A 16,416-nucleotide genomic window follows, 5' to 3' on the forward strand; every position below is an offset into this window, starting at 1 on the left:
AGCCACGGTGGACGAGGCGACGGACGAGTACGACATCGCGGTGATCGGCGCGGGACCCGCCGGCACCGCAGCCGCGCTCCGAGCGCGAGAGCTCGGCGCGACGGTGGTGGTGCTCGAGGCGAAGCACCTCGGCGGCACGTGCGTCAACAGCGGCTGCGTGCCGACCCGCGTGCTGGCCAAGGCGGCGCGGCTGATCCGCGACGCCCGCACGGCGCACGAGCACGGCGTCGACGTGTCGGGCGTCGGCATCGACTGGCCGACCCTGGTCGAGCGCGTGCACGGCCGCGTCGACGAGGTGCGGGCGATGAAGCGCGAGGCGCAGCGCTTCGCCGACGCCGGCGTCGACCTCATCGAGGAGGGACGGGCGCGCTTCGAGGATGCGCACACGCTCGTGCTCGACAGCGGGCGGCGCGTGCGCGCGGCATCGATCCTCGTCTGCGTCGGCGGGCACTCGCGGCGGCTGCCCATCCCCGGCGCCGAGCTCGCGACGATGCCCGAGGAGGTGCTGCACCTCGCGGCGCTGCCGTCCCGGGTCGCGGTGATCGGCGGCGGCAACACGGGGGCGCAGCTCGTGACCGTGCTGAACGCGTTCGGCGCAGACGTGACCCTGCTCGACATCGCGCCGCGCATCCTCATGCCCTCGGATGCCGCGATCGCCGAGGAGGTGAGCGCCGCGTTCCGCAGGGTCGGGGTGACCGTGCGCGCGGGCATCGCGTCGATCGACGAGCTGCGCCGGGTGGACGGCGACCGGATCGAGCTGCGCTGGACCGACGCGGGCGAGCCGCAGGCCGAGCGCTTCGACGCGGTCGTCATGGCCGCGGGCTGGCCCGCCGACGTCGAGGACCTCGGGCTCGAGCGCGCGGGGATCCGGCCGGAGCGCTCGGCCATCCCGGTCGACGAGTACTTCCGGAGCGCCGTGCCGCACATCTACGCGGTGGGCGACGCGAACGGTCGCGACATGCTCGTGCAGGCGGCCCAGTTCGAGGGGGAGGCCGCGGCCGAGAACGCGGTCGTCGGCGCGAACCGGCGCACGTCGCACCTGCTGCTGCCCGCGGGCGGCTTCACCGACCCGGACTACGCGGGCGTCGGGCTCACCGAGGAGCAGGCGCGCTCACGCGACGAGCAGTGCGTGGTCGCGACGGTGCGGTACGACCAGCTCGACCGGGCGGTGATCGACGATCGCGGCACCGGCTTCCTCAAGCTCATCGCGGACCGGCGCCGGTCGCTCATCCTGGGCGCGCACGCGGTCGGCGAGAACGCGGTGGAGGTCATCCAGTCGGTGACGACGGCGATGGCGGCGGGCATCGACGTCGCGGCGCTCGCGAACGTGCGCTTCGCCTACCCGACGTACACGGCGATCGTCGGCCTCGCCGCCCGCGCCGTGCTCGCCGAGCCGGCGCGGGGGAGCGAGCTGCACTAGGGGCGGGCGCGCGCGGCGGGCGAGCTCAGGCGAGCACCTCCGGCGCGAGCCGCGCGAGCGGCAGCGCCGCCTGCCATCGCTCGTGGTACGCCGCGCACTCCTCGACGAGCCGGGCATCCGGCTGCTCGACGGTGCCCGGGTCGATGCCGCCGCGATCGAGCAGCCAGTCCTCGAGCGCGCGCTCGTCGCCGCGGATGCGGTCGAGCCGGTAGCGGGCGAGGAGCGCCATGCCCCACGCGCCGCCCTCGCCGGCGCTCGGCGTCACGCGGACCGGCGTGTCGAGCGTCGCAGCGAGCAGCGGCTGCGCGGCGCCCGGGGTGCGGAAGACGCCGCCGTGGGCGACGAGCTCGTCGAGCCGCACGCCGGTGTCGGTCAGCTGCTGCATGCCGAGGCGCAGCGCGCCGAACGCACCGAGCAGCTGCGCCTTCGCGAAGCCGGCGAGCGTCAGGTCTGCGCCCGCCCGCCGCGCGACGAGCGGCCTGCCCTGCGGCAGGTGGATGGCGTGCTCGCCCGAGATGAAGCCGTACGCGACGAGCTCGTCGACGCTCCCGCCCGCGCTGCCGCCGAGCATCGCCGCGAACACCTCGTCGGGCGCGAGCGTCACGCCGGCCGCTGCCGCGAACTGCCCGAAGAGCCCCGCCCATGCGCCGAGCTCGGCCGTGCCGTTGTCGCAGTGCACCATCGCGCTCGGCTTGCCGCCGGGCGTCGCGACGATGTCGGCGTCGAGCGGCTCGCCGGTCGGCACGGCGTCGAGCACGATCATCGCGAAGATGCTCGTGCCGACGCTCACGTTGCCGGTGCCGGGGGCGAGCGCGCCGGTGGCGACCATGCCCGTGCCCGCGTCACCCTCGGGCGGGCAGAGCGCGGCGCCCGCCTGCAGCGCGCCGGTGGCGTCGAGCAGCCGAGCACCGGCCTCCGAGAGGCTGCCGGCCTCGTCGCCTGCCGTGCGGACCTGGGGGAGCAGGTCCGCGATGCGCAGGCCCTGCGCGCCGTGGCGAGCCGCGAGTGCGTCGAAGGCGGTGAGCAGCTCGGCGTCGTACTCGGTGCCGGAGGGCGCCAGCGGGAACATGCCGGATGCGTCGTCCGGCCCGAGCACGGGCGCGCCGCCGAGCAGCCGGTGCACGTAGCCCGCGAGCGTCGTGATGGCGGCGAGCCGGCCGACGTGCTCCTCGTCGTCGAGCACCGCCTGCAGCAGGTGCGACGCCGACCAGCGCAGCGGCATCCGCACGCCGAGCTCGGCGGTGAGCAGCTCGGCCGCGCGCGCGGTCGTCGCGTTGCGCCACGTGCGGAAGGGCACGAGCAGCGCGCCGTCGGCGTCGAAGGCGAGGTAGCCGTGCATCATCCCCGAGACACCGATGGCGCCGATGCGCTCGGGGCGTGCACCCCACTGGCGCTCGCAGTCGTCGGCGAGCGAGGCGTACGCGCGCTGGAGCCCCTCGTGCACCGCGTCGAGGCTGTAGGTCCAGAAGCCGTCGCGCAGCTCGTTCTCCCAGGCGGCGTTGCCGGATGCGATGGGCGTCCCCACGTCGTCGACCAGCACGGCCTTGATGCGGGTCGAGCCGAGCTCGATCCCGAGGCTGGTGGTGCCGTCGCGGAGCGCGTCGAGCGCGGTCGTCGGTTCGGTCTGCATGCTGCTCCTCGAGGGCGGGGGTGGGTCGTCGTGCTGGGCGCCGCGGTCGGTCACGCCGGCGCCAGGGTCCAGGATGCGGTGTGGTCGTCGCCGGGGGCGAGCACGGTGATCGGGCCGACGTGCTCGCGCCGCTCGTCCATCGCGCCGGGCGCGCACGTCATCGGCTCGACCGCGAGGCCGATCCGGTGGCCGAGCGCGCGGTCGCCGGACGGCAGGTCGGCGGTGTGCACCTGCACCCACGGACACTGCTCGTCCCACGACATCCGCACGCCGGTGCCCGCCTGCGGGTCGGTGACGACGACGCTCGCGATGCCCCGCTCGTCGCGGCGGAGGTCGGTGAACGCGTGGTCGATGCTCGTCGACCCGATGCTGCGGGCGGTGCGGAAGTCGAGCTCGCCGTCGCCCTCGTCGAGCCTGGCGATGCCGACCGGGGTCAGCGACTCCGCCTCGACGAGCTGCACGCGCTCGGCGGGCACCTCGAGCGACCATGACTCGAGCGGCCCGGGGCCTGCGACCAGGTAGGGGTGCGGCGCGGTGCCGTAGGGGGCGGGCGCGTCGTCGAGGTTGGCGGCGCGCACCTGCTGCGTCAGCCCGTCCGCGCCGAGCGCGAAGGTCGTCGTGATCTCGAGGCGCCAGGGGTAGCCCAGCGTCGGCTCGAGCAGCAGGCGCAGCGAGACCGCCTCCGCCTCGGCCTCGACGAGCTCCCACGAGCGCCAGGCGCCGAGGCCGTGCAGCGCGTGCCCGCGCTCCGGCTCGGAGAGGTCGAGCTGGCGGACGACACCACCGAACGTGTACTCGCCGCCGATGACCCGGTTCGGCCACGGCACGAGGGTCGCGCCCCGGTAGGCGGGCCGGACGGTGTCGGCGGGGTAGGGGACCACGAGATCGCGGTCGTCGTCGCGGTACTCGCGGAGCGACGCGCCGACGCTCGCGATGATCGCGGAGGCCGTGCCGTGCCGCAGCTCGTACTGGTCGCCGGATCGGGGGCGGGAGCGCTCGCGCGCTGCTGCTGCGGTCGGGCCTCGTCGCTCCATGGCACCAGTATGCGTGCCCGCAGAGGATGTCGCCACTCCATGTGATCGCTCACGTCAGCCGCGCGGAGCCCCAGGGCGCGGCCCGTGGCGCCGCCATGCCGTCGGATCATCGTTACCCAACCGTTACCTCCGGAACTCCCCCGAACGCGAAATGTGAGGGTTAACATTCCCGCAGTGCGAGAGCCTCCGGCCAGCGCACGATCCGGCAACGACGCCGGGCACAGGACGAGGAGGTCCGAACATGGTCAAGAGATCCACGATCAAGGGCGCACTGGCGCTCGGCGCGGTCGCGCTGCTGGTGACGGGCTGCGCCGGCTCCAACGCGGGAGCACCCGCGGGCAGCGACGGCGCCGACGGCGACGTCATCACCGTCGGCTTCGCGCAGACGGGTGCGGAGAGCGGCTGGCGCAGCGCCAACACCGAGTCGATGCGCGCGGCGTTCTCCGAGGAGAACGGCTTCGAGCTGGTCTTCAACGCAGCCGACAACGACCCGGCGGCGCAGATCGCCGCCGTCCGCAGCTTCATCAACCAGGGCGTCGACGCCATCGTCATCGCGCCGATCGTCGAGGACGGCTGGGACGACGTGCTGCAGGAGGCCGCCGACGCGGAGATCCCGGTCATCCTCGAGGACCGCACCGTGAGCGCCTCCGAGGACCTGTACGCGACCTGGGTCGGCCTCGACTTCCGCAAGGAGGGCCAGACGGCCGGCGAGTGGGCGGTCGAAACGTTCGGCGACGAGGAGACCAACATGGTCGTGCTCGAGGGCACGACCGGGTCGGCGCCGGCCAACGACCGCGCGGAGGGCTTCCTCGAGGCCATCGAGGGCTCGGGCATCACGACGCTCGCCTCGCAGACCGGCAACTTCACGCGCGCGGAGGGCAAGACCGTGATGGAGGGCTTCCTGCAGGCGCACGCCGGTGAGATCGACCTGCTCTACGCGCACAACGACGACATGGCGCTCGGCGCGATCGACGCGATCGAGGCCGCGGGCCTGACGCCCGGCGAGGACATCCAGATCGTCTCGATCGACGCGGTGCGCGACGGCCTGCAGGCGCTCGTCGACGGCAAGATCAACTTCATCGTCGAGTGCAACCCGATGCTCGGCGAGCAGGTCGCCGACCTCGTGCGCCAGGTGCTCGACGGCGAGGAGGTCGAGCCCGCCTACTTCGTGGAGGACCAGAGCTTCACGAGCGAGCAGGCCGCCGAGGTCATCGACACCCGGCCGTACTGATCCCATCGGAACCGGCGGACCCGTCCGCCATGGTCGTGCCCGGTCGACTCCTCGACCGGGCACGGCCCCTCCATCGAGAGGCACACCATGCTGCAGCCCACCGCGACGGACGCCGTCGTCCGGATGCGCGACATCACCATCGCCTTCCCGGGCGTGCTCGCCCTGGACGGCGTCGACTTCACGCTCCGCGCCGGCGAGGTCCACTCGCTCATGGGCGAGAACGGCGCCGGCAAGTCGACGCTCATCAAGGCGCTCACGGGCGTCTACCGGATCGACGCCGGCTCGATCGTCGTCGACGGCGCCGACCGCGACTTCCACGGCACCGCCGACGCGCAGGCCGCCGGCATCTCGACGGTGTTCCAGGAGGTCAACCTCTGCCCGAACCTCTCCGTCGGCGAGAACGTCATGCTCGGCAACGAGGTGCGCCGGGCGTGGGGCATCGACTGGCGCGCCACCCACCGAGAGGCGGCGCGGCACCTCGCGAGCCTCGGCCTGTCGCTCGACACCCGCTCGACGCTCTCGAGCCACTCGATCGCGCTGCAGCAGCTCGTCGCCATCGCGCGCTCGATGGTGACGAGCGCGTCGGTGCTCGTGCTCGATGAGCCGACGTCGAGCCTCGACCGCAGCGAGGTCGAGCAGCTCTTCGGCGTGATGCGCGACCTCCGCGACCGCGGCGTCGCGATCCTGTTCGTCAGCCACTTCCTCGACCAGGTCTACGAGATCTCCGACCGCATCACGGTGCTCCGCAACGGCCGCCTCATCGGCGAGCACCTGGCTCGGGACCTGCCGCGCGACGAGCTCGTCTCGCAGATGATCGGCCGCGCCGTCGCGGAGCTGGAGGCGGTCGCGACGACGGCCGAGCGCGCGATCGACCGCGATGCGACGCCGGTGCTGCGCGCGAGCGGCGTCGGCAGGCGCGGCTCGATCGAGCCGAGCGACATCGAGGTGCACCGCGGCGAGGTCGTCGGCCTCGCCGGCCTGCTCGGCTCCGGCCGGACCGAGCTCGTGCGGCTGCTGTGCGGCGCGGACCGCGCCGACGTCGGCACGATCGCGATCGACGGCCGCGAGGTGCGCATCCCCACGCCGCGGCACGCGATCGGGGAGCGCATCGCGTTCTCGTCCGAGGACCGCCGCGGCGAGGGCATCATCGGCGACCTCAGCGTCGCCGACAACATCGTGCTCGGCATCCAGGCCCGCAGGGGATGGATGCGGGTGGTCGGCAAGGAGGAGCGCGACCGCATCGCCCGCGAGGCGATCGAGGCGCTCGGCGTGCGGCCCGCGAACCCCGACACGCCCATCCGCAACCTCTCTGGCGGCAACCAGCAGAAGGTGCTGCTGGCGCGCTGGCTCGCGGTCCAGCCCGACCTGCTCATCCTCGACGAGCCGACGAGGGGCATCGACGTGGGCGCGAAGGCCGACATCCAGCGCAAGGTCGCCGAGCTGTCGGCCGAGGGCCTCTCCGTGATCTTCATCTCGTCGGAGCTCGAGGAGGTGCTGCGCCTCGCGCAGCGCGTCGTCGTCATGCGCGACCGCCGGAAGATCGGCGAGCTCGACTCGAAGGACGTCGACATCGACGGACTCATCGGCTACATCGCCAACGAGGGCGTGAGGGCAGCAGCATGAGGGCCGTCCTCCGCAGCCGGCTGCTCTGGCCCGTCCTCGCGCTCGTCGCGCTCGTCGTCGTGAACACGGTCGCCCGGCCGTCGTTCCTCGGCATCACGGTGCGCGACGGCGAGCTCTACGGCTCGCTCATCGACATCCTGCGCAACTCCGCGCCGCTCATGCTCGTCGCGCTCGGCATGACGATCGTGATCGCCACGCGAGGGATCGACCTGTCGGTCGGGGCGATCATGGCCGTCTCCGGCTCGGTGTCGCTCACCTTCATCGACTCGTCGTCCGACCCCGACGGCGTCGGCACCGTCATGATCGCGATCGCGATGGGCGTCGCCCTCGCGCTCCTGCTCGGCGTCTGGAACGGGTTCCTCGTCGCCGTGCTCGGCATCCAGCCGATCATCGCGACGCTCGTGCTCATGCTCGCCGGACGCGGCGTCGCGCTGCTCATCACCGACGGCTTCATCACGACCGTCACGAGCGCGCCCTACCGGTTCATGGCGCAGGGCTACCTCGTGGGGCTGCCGTTCGCGCTCTACGTGTCGCTCGTCGCGATCGCCGTCATCGTGCTGCTGGAGCGCCGCACGGCGCTCGGCATGCTCACCGAGGCGGTCGGCATCAACCCGAGCGCGAGCCGCCTCGCGGGCGTGCGCTCGCGCGGCATCGTCTGGGGCGCCTACGTCGCGAGCGGCGTGCTCTCGGGCGTCGCGGGCATCCTCTACAGCTCGAACATCATGGCCGCCGACGCGAACGCCGCCGGCCTCTACATCGAGCTGTACGCGATCCTCGCCGTCGTGCTCGGCGGCACGTCGCTCATGGGCGGCCGCTTCAGCATCGCCGGCACGGTCATCGGCGTGCTCACCATCCAGACGCTGCTGTCGACCATCACGTTCCTGGGCGTGCCGCCGGCCGTGAGCCCCGTCTTCATGGCGGCGGCCGTCATCATCGTCGTCCTCATCCAGTCCCCTCGCGTGCACGGGTGGACCTCCGCAGCTGCCGCGCGCCTCCGAGCGCGTCGCACGCCCGACCGCACCGAGGTGACTGCATGACCGCCATCGCACCGCCGCCCGCCGCCGACGCCCCGCCCGCGCGCCCGGCGCTCGGCGACCGGCTCCGGCGCTTCACGCCGCTCTCGCCGACGCTCGCCGCCGTCGTGATCCTCGTCGTGCTGTTCGTGGGGGCCGAGCTGACCTTCGGCAACTTCATCACGCCGCGCAACCTGTCGGCGCTGCTGCTCGACAACGCGTACCTCATCATGCTCGCGGTGGGCCTGACCTTCGTGATCCTCACCGGCGGCATCGACCTGTCGGTGGGTTCGGTGATGGCCTTCACGGGCATCCTCGGCGCGAAGATGCTCGCCGACGGCGTCCCGGTGCTCGTCGTGCTGCCCGCGATGATCCTCGGCGGCGCCGCGATCGGCGCGCTCATCGGGGCGCTCGTGCAGTACTTCGACGTGCAGCCCTTCATCGCGTCGCTCGCCGGGCTCTTCCTCGCCCGCGGCTTCGCCTTCGTGGTGAGCCTGTCGTCGATCCGGGTAGAGGATCCGGTCGTGCTGTGGCTGCAGTCGACGCGGCTGCGGATCGGTGACTGGTACCTCACGCCGACCGGCATCATCGCGCTGCTCGTCGTGGCGATCGCGGCCGCGGTGCTGCGCTGGACGCGCTTCGGCCGCACGGTCTACGCGATCGGCGGCAGCGAGCAGTCGGCGCGGCTCATGGGCCTGGCGGTCGGTCGCACGAAGGTGATCGTCTACCTCATCAGCGGCGTGTGCGGCGGCCTCGCCGGGCTCATGCTCACCGCATACTCGGGCGCGGGCTACCCGCTCAACGGCGTCGGCACCGAGCTCGACGCGATCGCCGCGGTGGTCATCGGCGGCACGCTCCTCGCGGGCGGTCAGGGCTACGTGCTCGGCTCGCTCGTGGGCGTGCTCGTCTACGGCGGCATCAAGTCGGTCATCAGCTTCACCGGCGCGGACCAGTCGTGGACGCGCATCATCATCGGCGGGCTGCTGCTGCTGTTCATCATCGTGCAGCGGCTCATCGTGGCTCGCGCCGACCGGCGCTGAGGCCGCCGGTCGGGGAGCGCCGGAGCACGTGTCCGCCGCGAGGGCGCACGTCGCGCCACCGGGGCGGCGCGATACTGGAGCCATGACCGCCGCCCCCGTGCTCGAGCTGCGCGGCGCGACGGTGCGCTTCGGGGCGCAGACCGTGCTCGACGACGTGGACCTGCGGCTGCTGCCGGGCGAGGTGCACGCGCTGCTGGGCGAGAACGGCGCGGGCAAGTCCACGCTCATCAAGGCGATCACGGGCTCCATCCCGCTCACGGCGGGCGCGATGCTGCTCGACGGCGTGCCGGTGCGGCACCGATCGCCGCGCGACGGGCAGGCTGCGGGCATCAGCGTCGTCCACCAGGAGCTCGAGCTGCTGCCCAACCTCTCGGTCGCCGAGAACCTCAGCATCGGGCACGAGCCGCGGCGCGGCGGCCGCATCGACTGGCGCCGCGCACGCCGATCCGCCGCCGCGGCGCTCGACGACCTGGGCATCCGGATCGATCCGGCCTCGCTGCTGGGCGCGCACCCGCGGTCGGCGCAGCAGCTCGTCGCGATCGCCCGGGCGGTCGCGGCCGATGCGCGCGTGCTCGTGCTCGACGAGCCGACGGCCCGGCTCGAGCAGGACGCGATCGCCGAGCTCTTCCGCGTCGTGCTCGAGCTGCGCGACCGGGGCGTCGCCATCCTGTTCGTCTCGCACTTCCTCGACCAGGTCTACGAGGTCTGCGACCGGGTGACGGTGCTGCGCGAGGGTCGCTGGGTGGGGGAGCATCGCACCCGCGAGGTGCTGCGCGTCGAGCTGCTCGAGCAGATGACGGGCAGCGCGCCGGCCGCGCCTCGACCGGACGCGGTCGGCACCGGCGAGCCGGGCGCCGGCATGCCGCACGTCGTCGCGCGCGCCATCGTCGGGGGGCGCGCGGCCGGGATCGACCTCGAGCTCACCGAGGGCGAGATCGTCGGGCTGGTCGGTGCCGTCGGCTCCGGACGCACCGCCCTCGCGCGCCGGATCTCCGGCGTCGAGCGCCCGGTGTCGGGCACCGTCCAGATCGCGGGCGTCCGCCGCGACCTCGCGCACCCGCGCGACGCGATCGCCCTCGGGGTCGTCTACGCATCCGAGGACCGGCGAGCGGAGGGCATCGTCGACCGGATGAGCGTCGCCGACAACATCGTGCTCGCGCTGCAGGCGGAGCGCGGCACGCTCCGGCCGCTCTCCCGAGCGCAGCGCGACGAGCTCGCCGAGAGCTGGATCGAGGCGCTCGCGATCAAGCCTGCCGATCCCTCGCGGCCGGCGGGCACGCTCTCGAGCGGCAACCAGCAGAAGGTGCTGCTCGCACGCCTGCTGTGCCTGTCGCCGCGGGTGCTCATCCTCGACGAGCCGACTCGCGGCATCGATGCGGGCGCGAAGTCGGAGGTGCAGCACCTCGTCGAGGACCTCGCTGCCAACGGGGTCGCGGTGCTGTTCATCTCGGCCGAGCCGGAGGAGGTCGTCGGGCTCGCGACCAGGGTCGTCGCGCTCCGCGACGGGCTCGCGGTCGGGTCGTTCGACGCCGACGGCCTCACCGTCGAGTCGCTGCTCGCTGCGGTGGCGGAGAGCGGCGACGACTGAGATGACGAACGAGGAGGCGGCGCCGAAGGCCGCGAACATCTTCGACGTGGCGCGGCTCGCGGGCGTCTCGCACCAGACGGTCTCGCGCGTGCTCAACGACCTCCCGAACGTGCGCCCCGCGACGCGGCAGCGCGTCGAGCACGCCATCGCGCAGCTGCGCTACAGCCCGTCCCCGGCCGCTCGCGCACTCGTCACGCGCCGGACGCGCACGATCGGCCTGGTGACGCCCGGCGTGCCCGACTACGGCCCGACGTCGATCGCGCTGCGGTTCAACCTCGCGGCCCGGCAGGCGCGCTACAGCGTGCACGCGGTGCACGCGCTCACGCACGAGGTGACGGACGTGCGCGCCGCCGTCGACGAGCTGCTGCGACAGCGCGTCGACGCGATCGTGCTCATCGTCATCGACGTCGCCGTGCTCGAGGCGATCCGCACGATCGAGCTCGGCGTGCCGCTCGTCGCGGTCGCCGCGACGCCGCGCGCGTCGTCGACGACGATCTCGATCGACCAGTACCGCGGCGCGAGATCCGCGGTGCGGCACCTCGCCGAGCTCGGGCACGAGCGCATCCTGCACATCGCGGGCCCGGCGAGCATGCCCGACGCGGTCGAGCGCGTGCGCGGCTGGCGCGACGAGCTCGCCGCGCACGGCCTCGTGGCGAGCGACCCGGCCGCCGGCGACTGGAGCGCCGAGAGCGGCTACCGCATCGGGTCGACGCTCGAGCTGCGCCCGGGCGACGGCGTCTTCGTCGCGAACGATCAGATGGCCATCGGCCTGCTCGCGGCGCTCCGCGAGCGCGGGCTGCGCGTGCCCGACGACGTGAGCGTGGTCGGGTTCGACGACGTGCCCGAGGCGGCCTACCTCGATCCGCCGCTCACCACCGTGCGGCAGGACTTCGACCGGCTCGGCGAGCTGATGATGCAGAAGGTGCTCATCGCGATCGAGGAGCCGGACAGCGCGAGCCAGGACGCGCCGCTGCCGACGCGGCTGATCGTCCGGGGATCGACGCGCGCGCGACCGTGAACGGGTGCGCGGCGGCACGTGCGTCACCGCAGGGCGGGAGGAGGGTTCGCTAGGGCCTCCCCACGGGCGGGCCCGTGGCGCATGCTGGAGGCATGCACATGCCGTGGGCGAGCCGATGAGCCCGGCGGGGGCGCGCGCGAGGAGACGCTGGCTCCGTCGTGCGGTCGCTGCGCTGCTCGCGATCGCGGTCCTCGTCGGCGGCGGCACCGCGCTCGCCGTGACGGCGCTGCAGCCCGCGCCGCCGCTCGCCGGGGCGGCTGTCGGCACGGACCTCGGCGTGGCTGCCGCGCCCGCCGAGATCGACTGGCCGGGCTCGTCGGCCGCCGGCGCGTTCCGGGTGGTGGGCGTCGACGGCGCCGAGGGCTCGTTCGGCGCCGCGGGGCCGATGCCGATCGCCAGCATCGCGAAGCTCGTCGCCGCGCTCGTGGTGCTCGAGCGGCACCCGCTCGGCACCGACGAGCAGGGGCCCACGATCACGATCGCCCAGGGCGACGTCGACGACCTGCGCGCGGTGACGCGCGAGGGCGCATCCGTGCTGCCGGTGGCGGTCGGGCAGCAGCTGACCCAGCGCCAGCTGCTCGACGCGTCGATGCTCCGGAGCGCGGCGAACGCCTCGACGACGCTCACGACCTGGGCGTTCGGGACCACGCGCGAGTACCTCGGGGAGGCGCGGCGATGGCTCGAGACGCATGACCTGGACGGCATCCGGATCGTCGACGCGACGGGCCTCAGCGCCGACAACACCGCGAGCGCGGTCGACGTCGCGCGGCTGATGGCGCTCGTGGACGGCGCTCCGACGCTCCGCGCCATCTCGGGTCAGCGCGCGGCGTGGCTGCCGGGGCTCGGCCCCGTCGCGAGCACGAACGGAGCGCTCGGCGCCGCCGGGATCGACAGCGGGAAGACGGGGAGCCTCAACCGGTCGGGCCGGACCGTCGTCGTGGGCGCATCCGTCGAGGTCGGCGATCGGACCTTCCGCATCCACGCGGCGCTGCTCGGCATCGGCCGATCCGCCGACCGCGACGCGGCGATCGTGCAGCTGGTCGAGAGCGTCGCGCGCAACCTGGCCGAGCGCGAGGTCGTCGGTGCCGGCGACGTGATCGCCACCTACGACGCGTCGTGGGGCGAGCGCATCGAGCTGCGATCGCGGACGGCGCTGCGCATCGTCGTGTGGCGGGAGCACGGTGCGACCGCGGACCTCGACATCCCGGACGAGCTCGCCGTGGGCGCGCAGGCGAGCGTGGCGCTCACGGTGACGAGCAGCGTCGAGCAGGAGCTGGCGTGGCTCGACACCGCCGGTGCGCCGCGCCCGCCGACCCTCGGGTGGCGGCTCGAGCACATCGGCGAGGTGCTCGGCTGGCGGTTCGAGGAGGATCGCGCGGGACCGCGGACCGAGGCATTGCTCAGCTGAAGCGCTCTCGCACCCGCTCCGCCTGCTCCTGCGTCAACCGCCAGGGGGCCCAGATGCGATGCCCGTCGAACAGGCCACGACCGTCGTCCGGGTTGCGCAGGAAGACGCGGATCGCGCGGCCCGCGTCGGTGTGGCCGAGCTCGTGGGCGAGGTCGTGCGCAGTGGTCGTCTCTTGCATCCCGCCGAGCGTATCCACGGCTCGTCGGGCGGCTTGGCGTGCAAGCAGAACCTGTGCAATTCTTGCGTCGTGGCAGGCATCGTGGACCGAGACGAGATCGCTTCGCAGGTGACTGCCAAGCTCATCGCGACGCATCCGGAGTACGACCGCGACGAGGTCGACCGGATCGTCGAGGAGGAGCTCTCGGCGATCGAGCACAGCCCGGTGCAGGACTTCCTGCTCGTGCTCACGGAGCGCGCGGCGAAGAAGCGCCTCAAGCGCGGCGCGAAGCGCGACTAGCCGGTCACGCCCGGCGCCGCGACGCCCGGACGATGGCCTCGAGCGCCGAGCCCTCCGCGACGCTCCACGCCTCGTCGCGCGCGGCGGGCTCGAAGGCGACGGCGCGCCGCTCGACCTCGGCCCACGACACGGTGCGCTCGGCGTCCAGCTCGGTGAGGATCCAGTAGAGCCGATCGACCGCCTCGTCGCGCGAGCTGTGGCGCGACGCGGTCGCGCTCGGGCGATGGATGGTCACGCTCGCGCTCCGTCGTTGGGGCTCATGCCACCAGCATGACGGGGTGGGCGTGCGGTGCACAACGGCGTGCACCAGACGTTCACCGAGCCGAAACACGCCGGCCACGCGGGCCGGCCTCCGGCCGACGGATCAGATCGACTCGGCGGCGCGCATCGCACCGGTGTCGCCGGGGCGGATCGCAGTGGCGTCGTCCGCGCGCATCGCGGCGGTGTCGTCCGGCGCCGGCGCAGAGATCGGGGCCGGGCCGACGGTGCGCGAGCGGGCGATGCTCCGCGCCAGGCTCACGCGCAGCACGACCACGATGCCGATGACGACCAGGACGAAGAGCGCGGCGGCCAGGATGAGCGGGAAGAACAGGGACAGATCCAACATGACGGCCACCGGGGCCCTTCTGTGGAAGCCAGACAGCGGAGTCGCTACGTGCGCTGAGAGGGAATGGGACGCACCTGCGGATGAGGCTTGCGCTGGCTGCCATCAGGTCGATGGCCAGTGCTCCGACGCTATCGCGCCTGGGGGACAAGCGCGAGGGGCAGTCCCCGGCGCGTCGCCCCGACACGGAGCGGCCGCCCCGCGATGGCGAGGCGGCCGCGGAGCCGGTGTCAGCGCTCGAGGAAGGCGAGCAGCGCCGCGTTGAACTCGACGGGGTGGCTCGCGTTCAGGCCGTGCGGCGCACCCGGCACGAGCACGAGCTCGCTGCCCGCGATCGCTTCGTGGGTGCGCTTGCCGGATCCCTCGAAGGGCACGATGCCGTCGGCGTCGCCGTGCAGCACGAGCGTCGGCACGGTCACGCGCTCGAGGTCGTCGCGGAAGTCGGTGATGCCGAACGACTGCATCGCCTCGAGCGCCGCGAGCTTGTCGGCCTGCAGGCACAGCGCGATCGCCTGCTGGCGCTCCGCCTCGGTCACGAGCACCTCGCCGTCGGCGTTCGCCGAGAAGAAGTCCTTCGTGAACCCGTCGAAGAACGCCTCGCGGTCGGCCGTCAGCTGCGCCGTCATCGCCGTCGCCTTGGCGACGGTGAGGGGGCCCTCCGGGTTGTCCGGGGTCTGCATCATGCGCGGCGGCACCGCCGCGGCGAAGACGACGCTGCGCAGGCGCTCCTGCCCGTGCCGCGCGATGTAGCGCGCGACCTCGCCGCCGCCCATCGAGAAGCCGACGACGGTGACGTCGCGCAGGTCGAGCTGCTCCAGCAGGCCGGCGAGGTCGTCGGCGAGGGTGTCGTAGCCGTAGCCCGTCTTCGGCTTGTCGCTGTGGCCGAAGCCGCGGCGGTCGTAGGCGATGACGCGGTAGCCGGCGTCGACGAGCGCCTGGCGCTGCGGAGCCCACGAGGCGCTCGAGAGCGGCCAGCCGTGGATCAGCACCACGGGTCGTCCTGTGCCGTGGTCCTCGACGTGCACGCGCACGTCCTTCAGGCCCAGCATGCGGGTGTTCACGGAGATGTCGGTCATGGATGTCCTCCTCGTCGCTGCTGCGTGGTGGGTGCTGGCTCAGGGCGTTCGGAGCGGCTGGACGCCGGGTTTGGATGGTCGCGGAGGGCGCGAGCGGCGCGGCCGCGCTCGCGCAGGTGGTCGGCGACGGCGTCGTCATCGGCGAGCACCGCGGCCCGCTCGAACGCCGCCGTCGCGTCGAGACCCGCGGCCGCGAGGAGGTGCGCCCGCGTCGCCCAGTACGGCTGGAAGCCGTCGGCGTCGTCCGGCAGCGCGTCGAGCCCCGCGGCCGGTCCGTGCAGCCGCGCCGTCACGGCCGCGGCGGCGACGCGCGCGCCGAGGCTCGGAGCGGTCGCGAGCATCGCCGAGTACAGCACCTCGAGCGCACGCCAGTCGGTGGAGCCGGTGCGCCGGCGGTCGCAGTGCACGGCGTCGATCGCCGCCTCGAGCTGGAAGCGTCCCGGTGGGCCGTCGGGGCGCGCGCGGTGGAGGTGCCGCGCGGCCTCCTCGAGGAGGGCGGCATCCCAGTCCCGAGGATCCTGCTCCTCGAGCGGGACGAACGCGCCGGTCTGCCGGCGGGCGAGCGAGAAGGTCGTGAGCGCCGCGAGCCCCCAGGCCTCGGCCTCGTGCTCGAGCAGCGTCGCGAGCGTGACCGACAGGTAGCGGGCCTCGCCGGCGAGCGACGCCGCGTCGCCGCGCCACGCGATCGCCGCGCAGCCGTAGATCGCCTCCAGCACGGCGGGCAGCCGCTCGGGCATCGCGCGCCGATCGGGGATCGCGAACGGGATGCGGGCATCCTTGATCCGCCGCTTCGCCCGCACGAGCCGCTGCGCCATGGTCGCGGGCGGCAGCGCGAACGCCCGCGCGATCTGGGCGGCCTCGAAGCCGAGCACCGCCTGCAGCATGAGCGGCGCCCGTGCCGCGGGGTCGATCGCCGGGTGCCCGCACGCGAACAGCAGCTCGAGCCGACGGTCGCCGATCGCGTCCGGGTCGTGCCGCGCGAGCGGATCCCAGGCCGCGCTGTCGTCGTCGAGCGGTGCGGCGGTGCGCGCGGCGGCCGAGCGCCACGCATCCCGCTGCCGGTTGCGCGCCACGGTGAGCAACCAGCCGTCGGGGTTCGCCGGCACGCCCGCTGCCGGCCAGCGGCGCAGCGCCTCCTCGAACGCGGCGGCGAGCGCGTCCTCGGCGAGCGCGAGGTCGCCGGTGGGGGCGGCGAGCAGCGCGATCAGCCGGCCGTAGGAGGTGCGGGCGGCGTGCTCGGCAGCCGCCCGCGCCTCCTGGGTGCTCATGCTGGC

Annotated in this window: 16 protein-coding genes; 9 read left to right on the plus strand and 7 right to left on the minus strand. The window is 73.7% G+C overall.

Going from position 1 to position 16,416, the window contains the following annotated elements; all coding sequences use genetic code 11:
• Nucleotides 1-7: 7 nt before the first annotated feature.
• On the plus strand, nt 8-1,420 hold the full coding sequence (locus tag ACVWW9_RS11485) for a dihydrolipoyl dehydrogenase family protein (protein WP_456515619.1): 1,413 nt from the start codon (nt 8-10) through the stop codon (nt 1,418-1,420).
• 25 nt (nt 1,421-1,445) lie between these two features.
• Here ACVWW9_RS11485 and ACVWW9_RS11490 read toward each other — a convergent pair whose 3' ends face one another.
• Together ACVWW9_RS11490 and ACVWW9_RS11495 are read right to left on the minus strand one after the other, a co-directional pair.
• Nucleotides 1,446-3,050: an FGGY-family carbohydrate kinase gene (locus ACVWW9_RS11490; protein ID WP_456515620.1), complete on the minus strand. Its 1,605-nt coding sequence runs from the start codon at nt 3,048-3,050 to the stop codon at nt 1,446-1,448.
• A gap of 50 nt (nt 3,051-3,100) precedes the next feature.
• Nucleotides 3,101-4,084: an aldose 1-epimerase family protein gene (locus tag ACVWW9_RS11495; RefSeq protein ID WP_456515621.1), complete on the minus strand. Its 984-nt coding sequence runs from the start codon at nt 4,082-4,084 to the stop codon at nt 3,101-3,103.
• A 241-nt stretch (nt 4,085-4,325) separates the two neighbouring features.
• On the opposite strand from ACVWW9_RS11495, the gene ACVWW9_RS11500 reads away from it, so the two are divergent.
• The 7 genes from ACVWW9_RS11500 (at nt 4,326) to ACVWW9_RS11530 (ending at nt 13,005) form a co-directional block, all read left to right on the plus strand.
• Nucleotides 4,326-5,315 carry an ABC transporter substrate-binding protein gene (locus ACVWW9_RS11500; RefSeq protein ID WP_456515622.1) on the plus strand — a complete coding sequence of 330 codons (990 nt, stop codon included), beginning with the start codon at nt 4,326-4,328 and terminating at the stop codon, nt 5,313-5,315.
• An 87-nt stretch (nt 5,316-5,402) separates the two neighbouring features.
• Entirely contained in the window at nt 5,403-6,938 is a 1,536-nt protein-coding gene (locus ACVWW9_RS11505; protein WP_456515623.1) for a sugar ABC transporter ATP-binding protein, read from the plus strand.
• Nucleotides 6,935-7,975 carry an ABC transporter permease gene (locus tag ACVWW9_RS11510; protein WP_456515624.1) on the plus strand — a complete coding sequence of 347 codons (1,041 nt, stop codon included), beginning with the start codon at nt 6,935-6,937 and terminating at the stop codon, nt 7,973-7,975. The genes ACVWW9_RS11505 and ACVWW9_RS11510 overlap by 4 nt, the downstream gene beginning before the upstream one ends.
• The gene (locus tag ACVWW9_RS11515; RefSeq protein WP_456515625.1) at nt 7,972-8,991 is read left to right on the plus strand and encodes an ABC transporter permease subunit; all 1,020 of its coding nucleotides are present in this window, start codon (nt 7,972-7,974) and stop codon (nt 8,989-8,991) included. Before ACVWW9_RS11510 ends, ACVWW9_RS11515 begins: the two co-directional genes overlap by 4 nt.
• Before the next feature lie 82 nt (nt 8,992-9,073).
• Nucleotides 9,074-10,579 carry a sugar ABC transporter ATP-binding protein gene (locus ACVWW9_RS11520; protein WP_456515626.1) on the plus strand — a complete coding sequence of 502 codons (1,506 nt, stop codon included), beginning with the start codon at nt 9,074-9,076 and terminating at the stop codon, nt 10,577-10,579.
• Nucleotide 10,580: 1 nt separating this feature from the next.
• Nucleotides 10,581-11,597 carry a LacI family DNA-binding transcriptional regulator gene (locus tag ACVWW9_RS11525; RefSeq protein WP_456515627.1) on the plus strand — a complete coding sequence of 339 codons (1,017 nt, stop codon included), beginning with the start codon at nt 10,581-10,583 and terminating at the stop codon, nt 11,595-11,597.
• 103 nt (nt 11,598-11,700) lie between these two features.
• Nucleotides 11,701-13,005 carry a D-alanyl-D-alanine carboxypeptidase family protein gene (locus ACVWW9_RS11530; protein WP_456515628.1) on the plus strand — a complete coding sequence of 435 codons (1,305 nt, stop codon included), beginning with the start codon at nt 11,701-11,703 and terminating at the stop codon, nt 13,003-13,005.
• Here ACVWW9_RS11530 and ACVWW9_RS11535 read toward each other — a convergent pair.
• The gene (locus tag ACVWW9_RS11535; RefSeq protein WP_354261037.1) at nt 12,998-13,183 is read right to left on the minus strand and encodes a hypothetical protein; all 186 of its coding nucleotides are present in this window, start codon (nt 13,181-13,183) and stop codon (nt 12,998-13,000) included. The two genes, ACVWW9_RS11530 and ACVWW9_RS11535, sit on opposite strands and share 8 nt — an antisense overlap.
• A gap of 108 nt (nt 13,184-13,291) precedes the next feature.
• Here ACVWW9_RS11535 and ACVWW9_RS11540 point away from each other — a divergent pair, with 108 nt between their 5' ends.
• A complete protein-coding gene (locus tag ACVWW9_RS11540; RefSeq protein WP_354261035.1) occupies nt 13,292-13,462 on the plus strand; it encodes a three-helix bundle dimerization domain-containing protein in 171 nt (56 codons plus the stop codon).
• 4 nt (nt 13,463-13,466) lie between these two features.
• Here ACVWW9_RS11540 and ACVWW9_RS11545 read toward each other — a convergent pair whose 3' ends face one another.
• From ACVWW9_RS11545 to ACVWW9_RS11560, 4 genes are all read right to left on the minus strand, one after another.
• Nucleotides 13,467-13,697 (minus strand): hypothetical protein, encoded by a 231-nt coding sequence (locus ACVWW9_RS11545; RefSeq protein WP_354261033.1) that lies wholly within the window; start codon nt 13,695-13,697, stop codon nt 13,467-13,469.
• 129 nt (nt 13,698-13,826) lie between these two features.
• Entirely contained in the window at nt 13,827-14,069 is a 243-nt protein-coding gene (locus ACVWW9_RS11550; RefSeq protein ID WP_354261031.1) for a hypothetical protein, read from the minus strand.
• Between the two features lie 227 nt (nt 14,070-14,296).
• The gene (locus ACVWW9_RS11555; protein WP_456515629.1) at nt 14,297-15,142 is read right to left on the minus strand and encodes an alpha/beta fold hydrolase; all 846 of its coding nucleotides are present in this window, start codon (nt 15,140-15,142) and stop codon (nt 14,297-14,299) included.
• Nucleotides 15,139-16,410, minus strand: a complete 1,272-nt coding sequence (locus ACVWW9_RS11560; RefSeq protein ID WP_456515630.1) for an RNA polymerase sigma factor — start codon at nt 16,408-16,410, stop codon at nt 15,139-15,141. The genes ACVWW9_RS11555 and ACVWW9_RS11560 overlap by 4 nt, the downstream gene beginning before the upstream one ends.
• Nucleotides 16,411-16,416: the final 6 nt, after the last annotated feature.

The sequence above is a fragment of the Agrococcus sp. UYP33 genome (genome assembly GCF_054060915.1).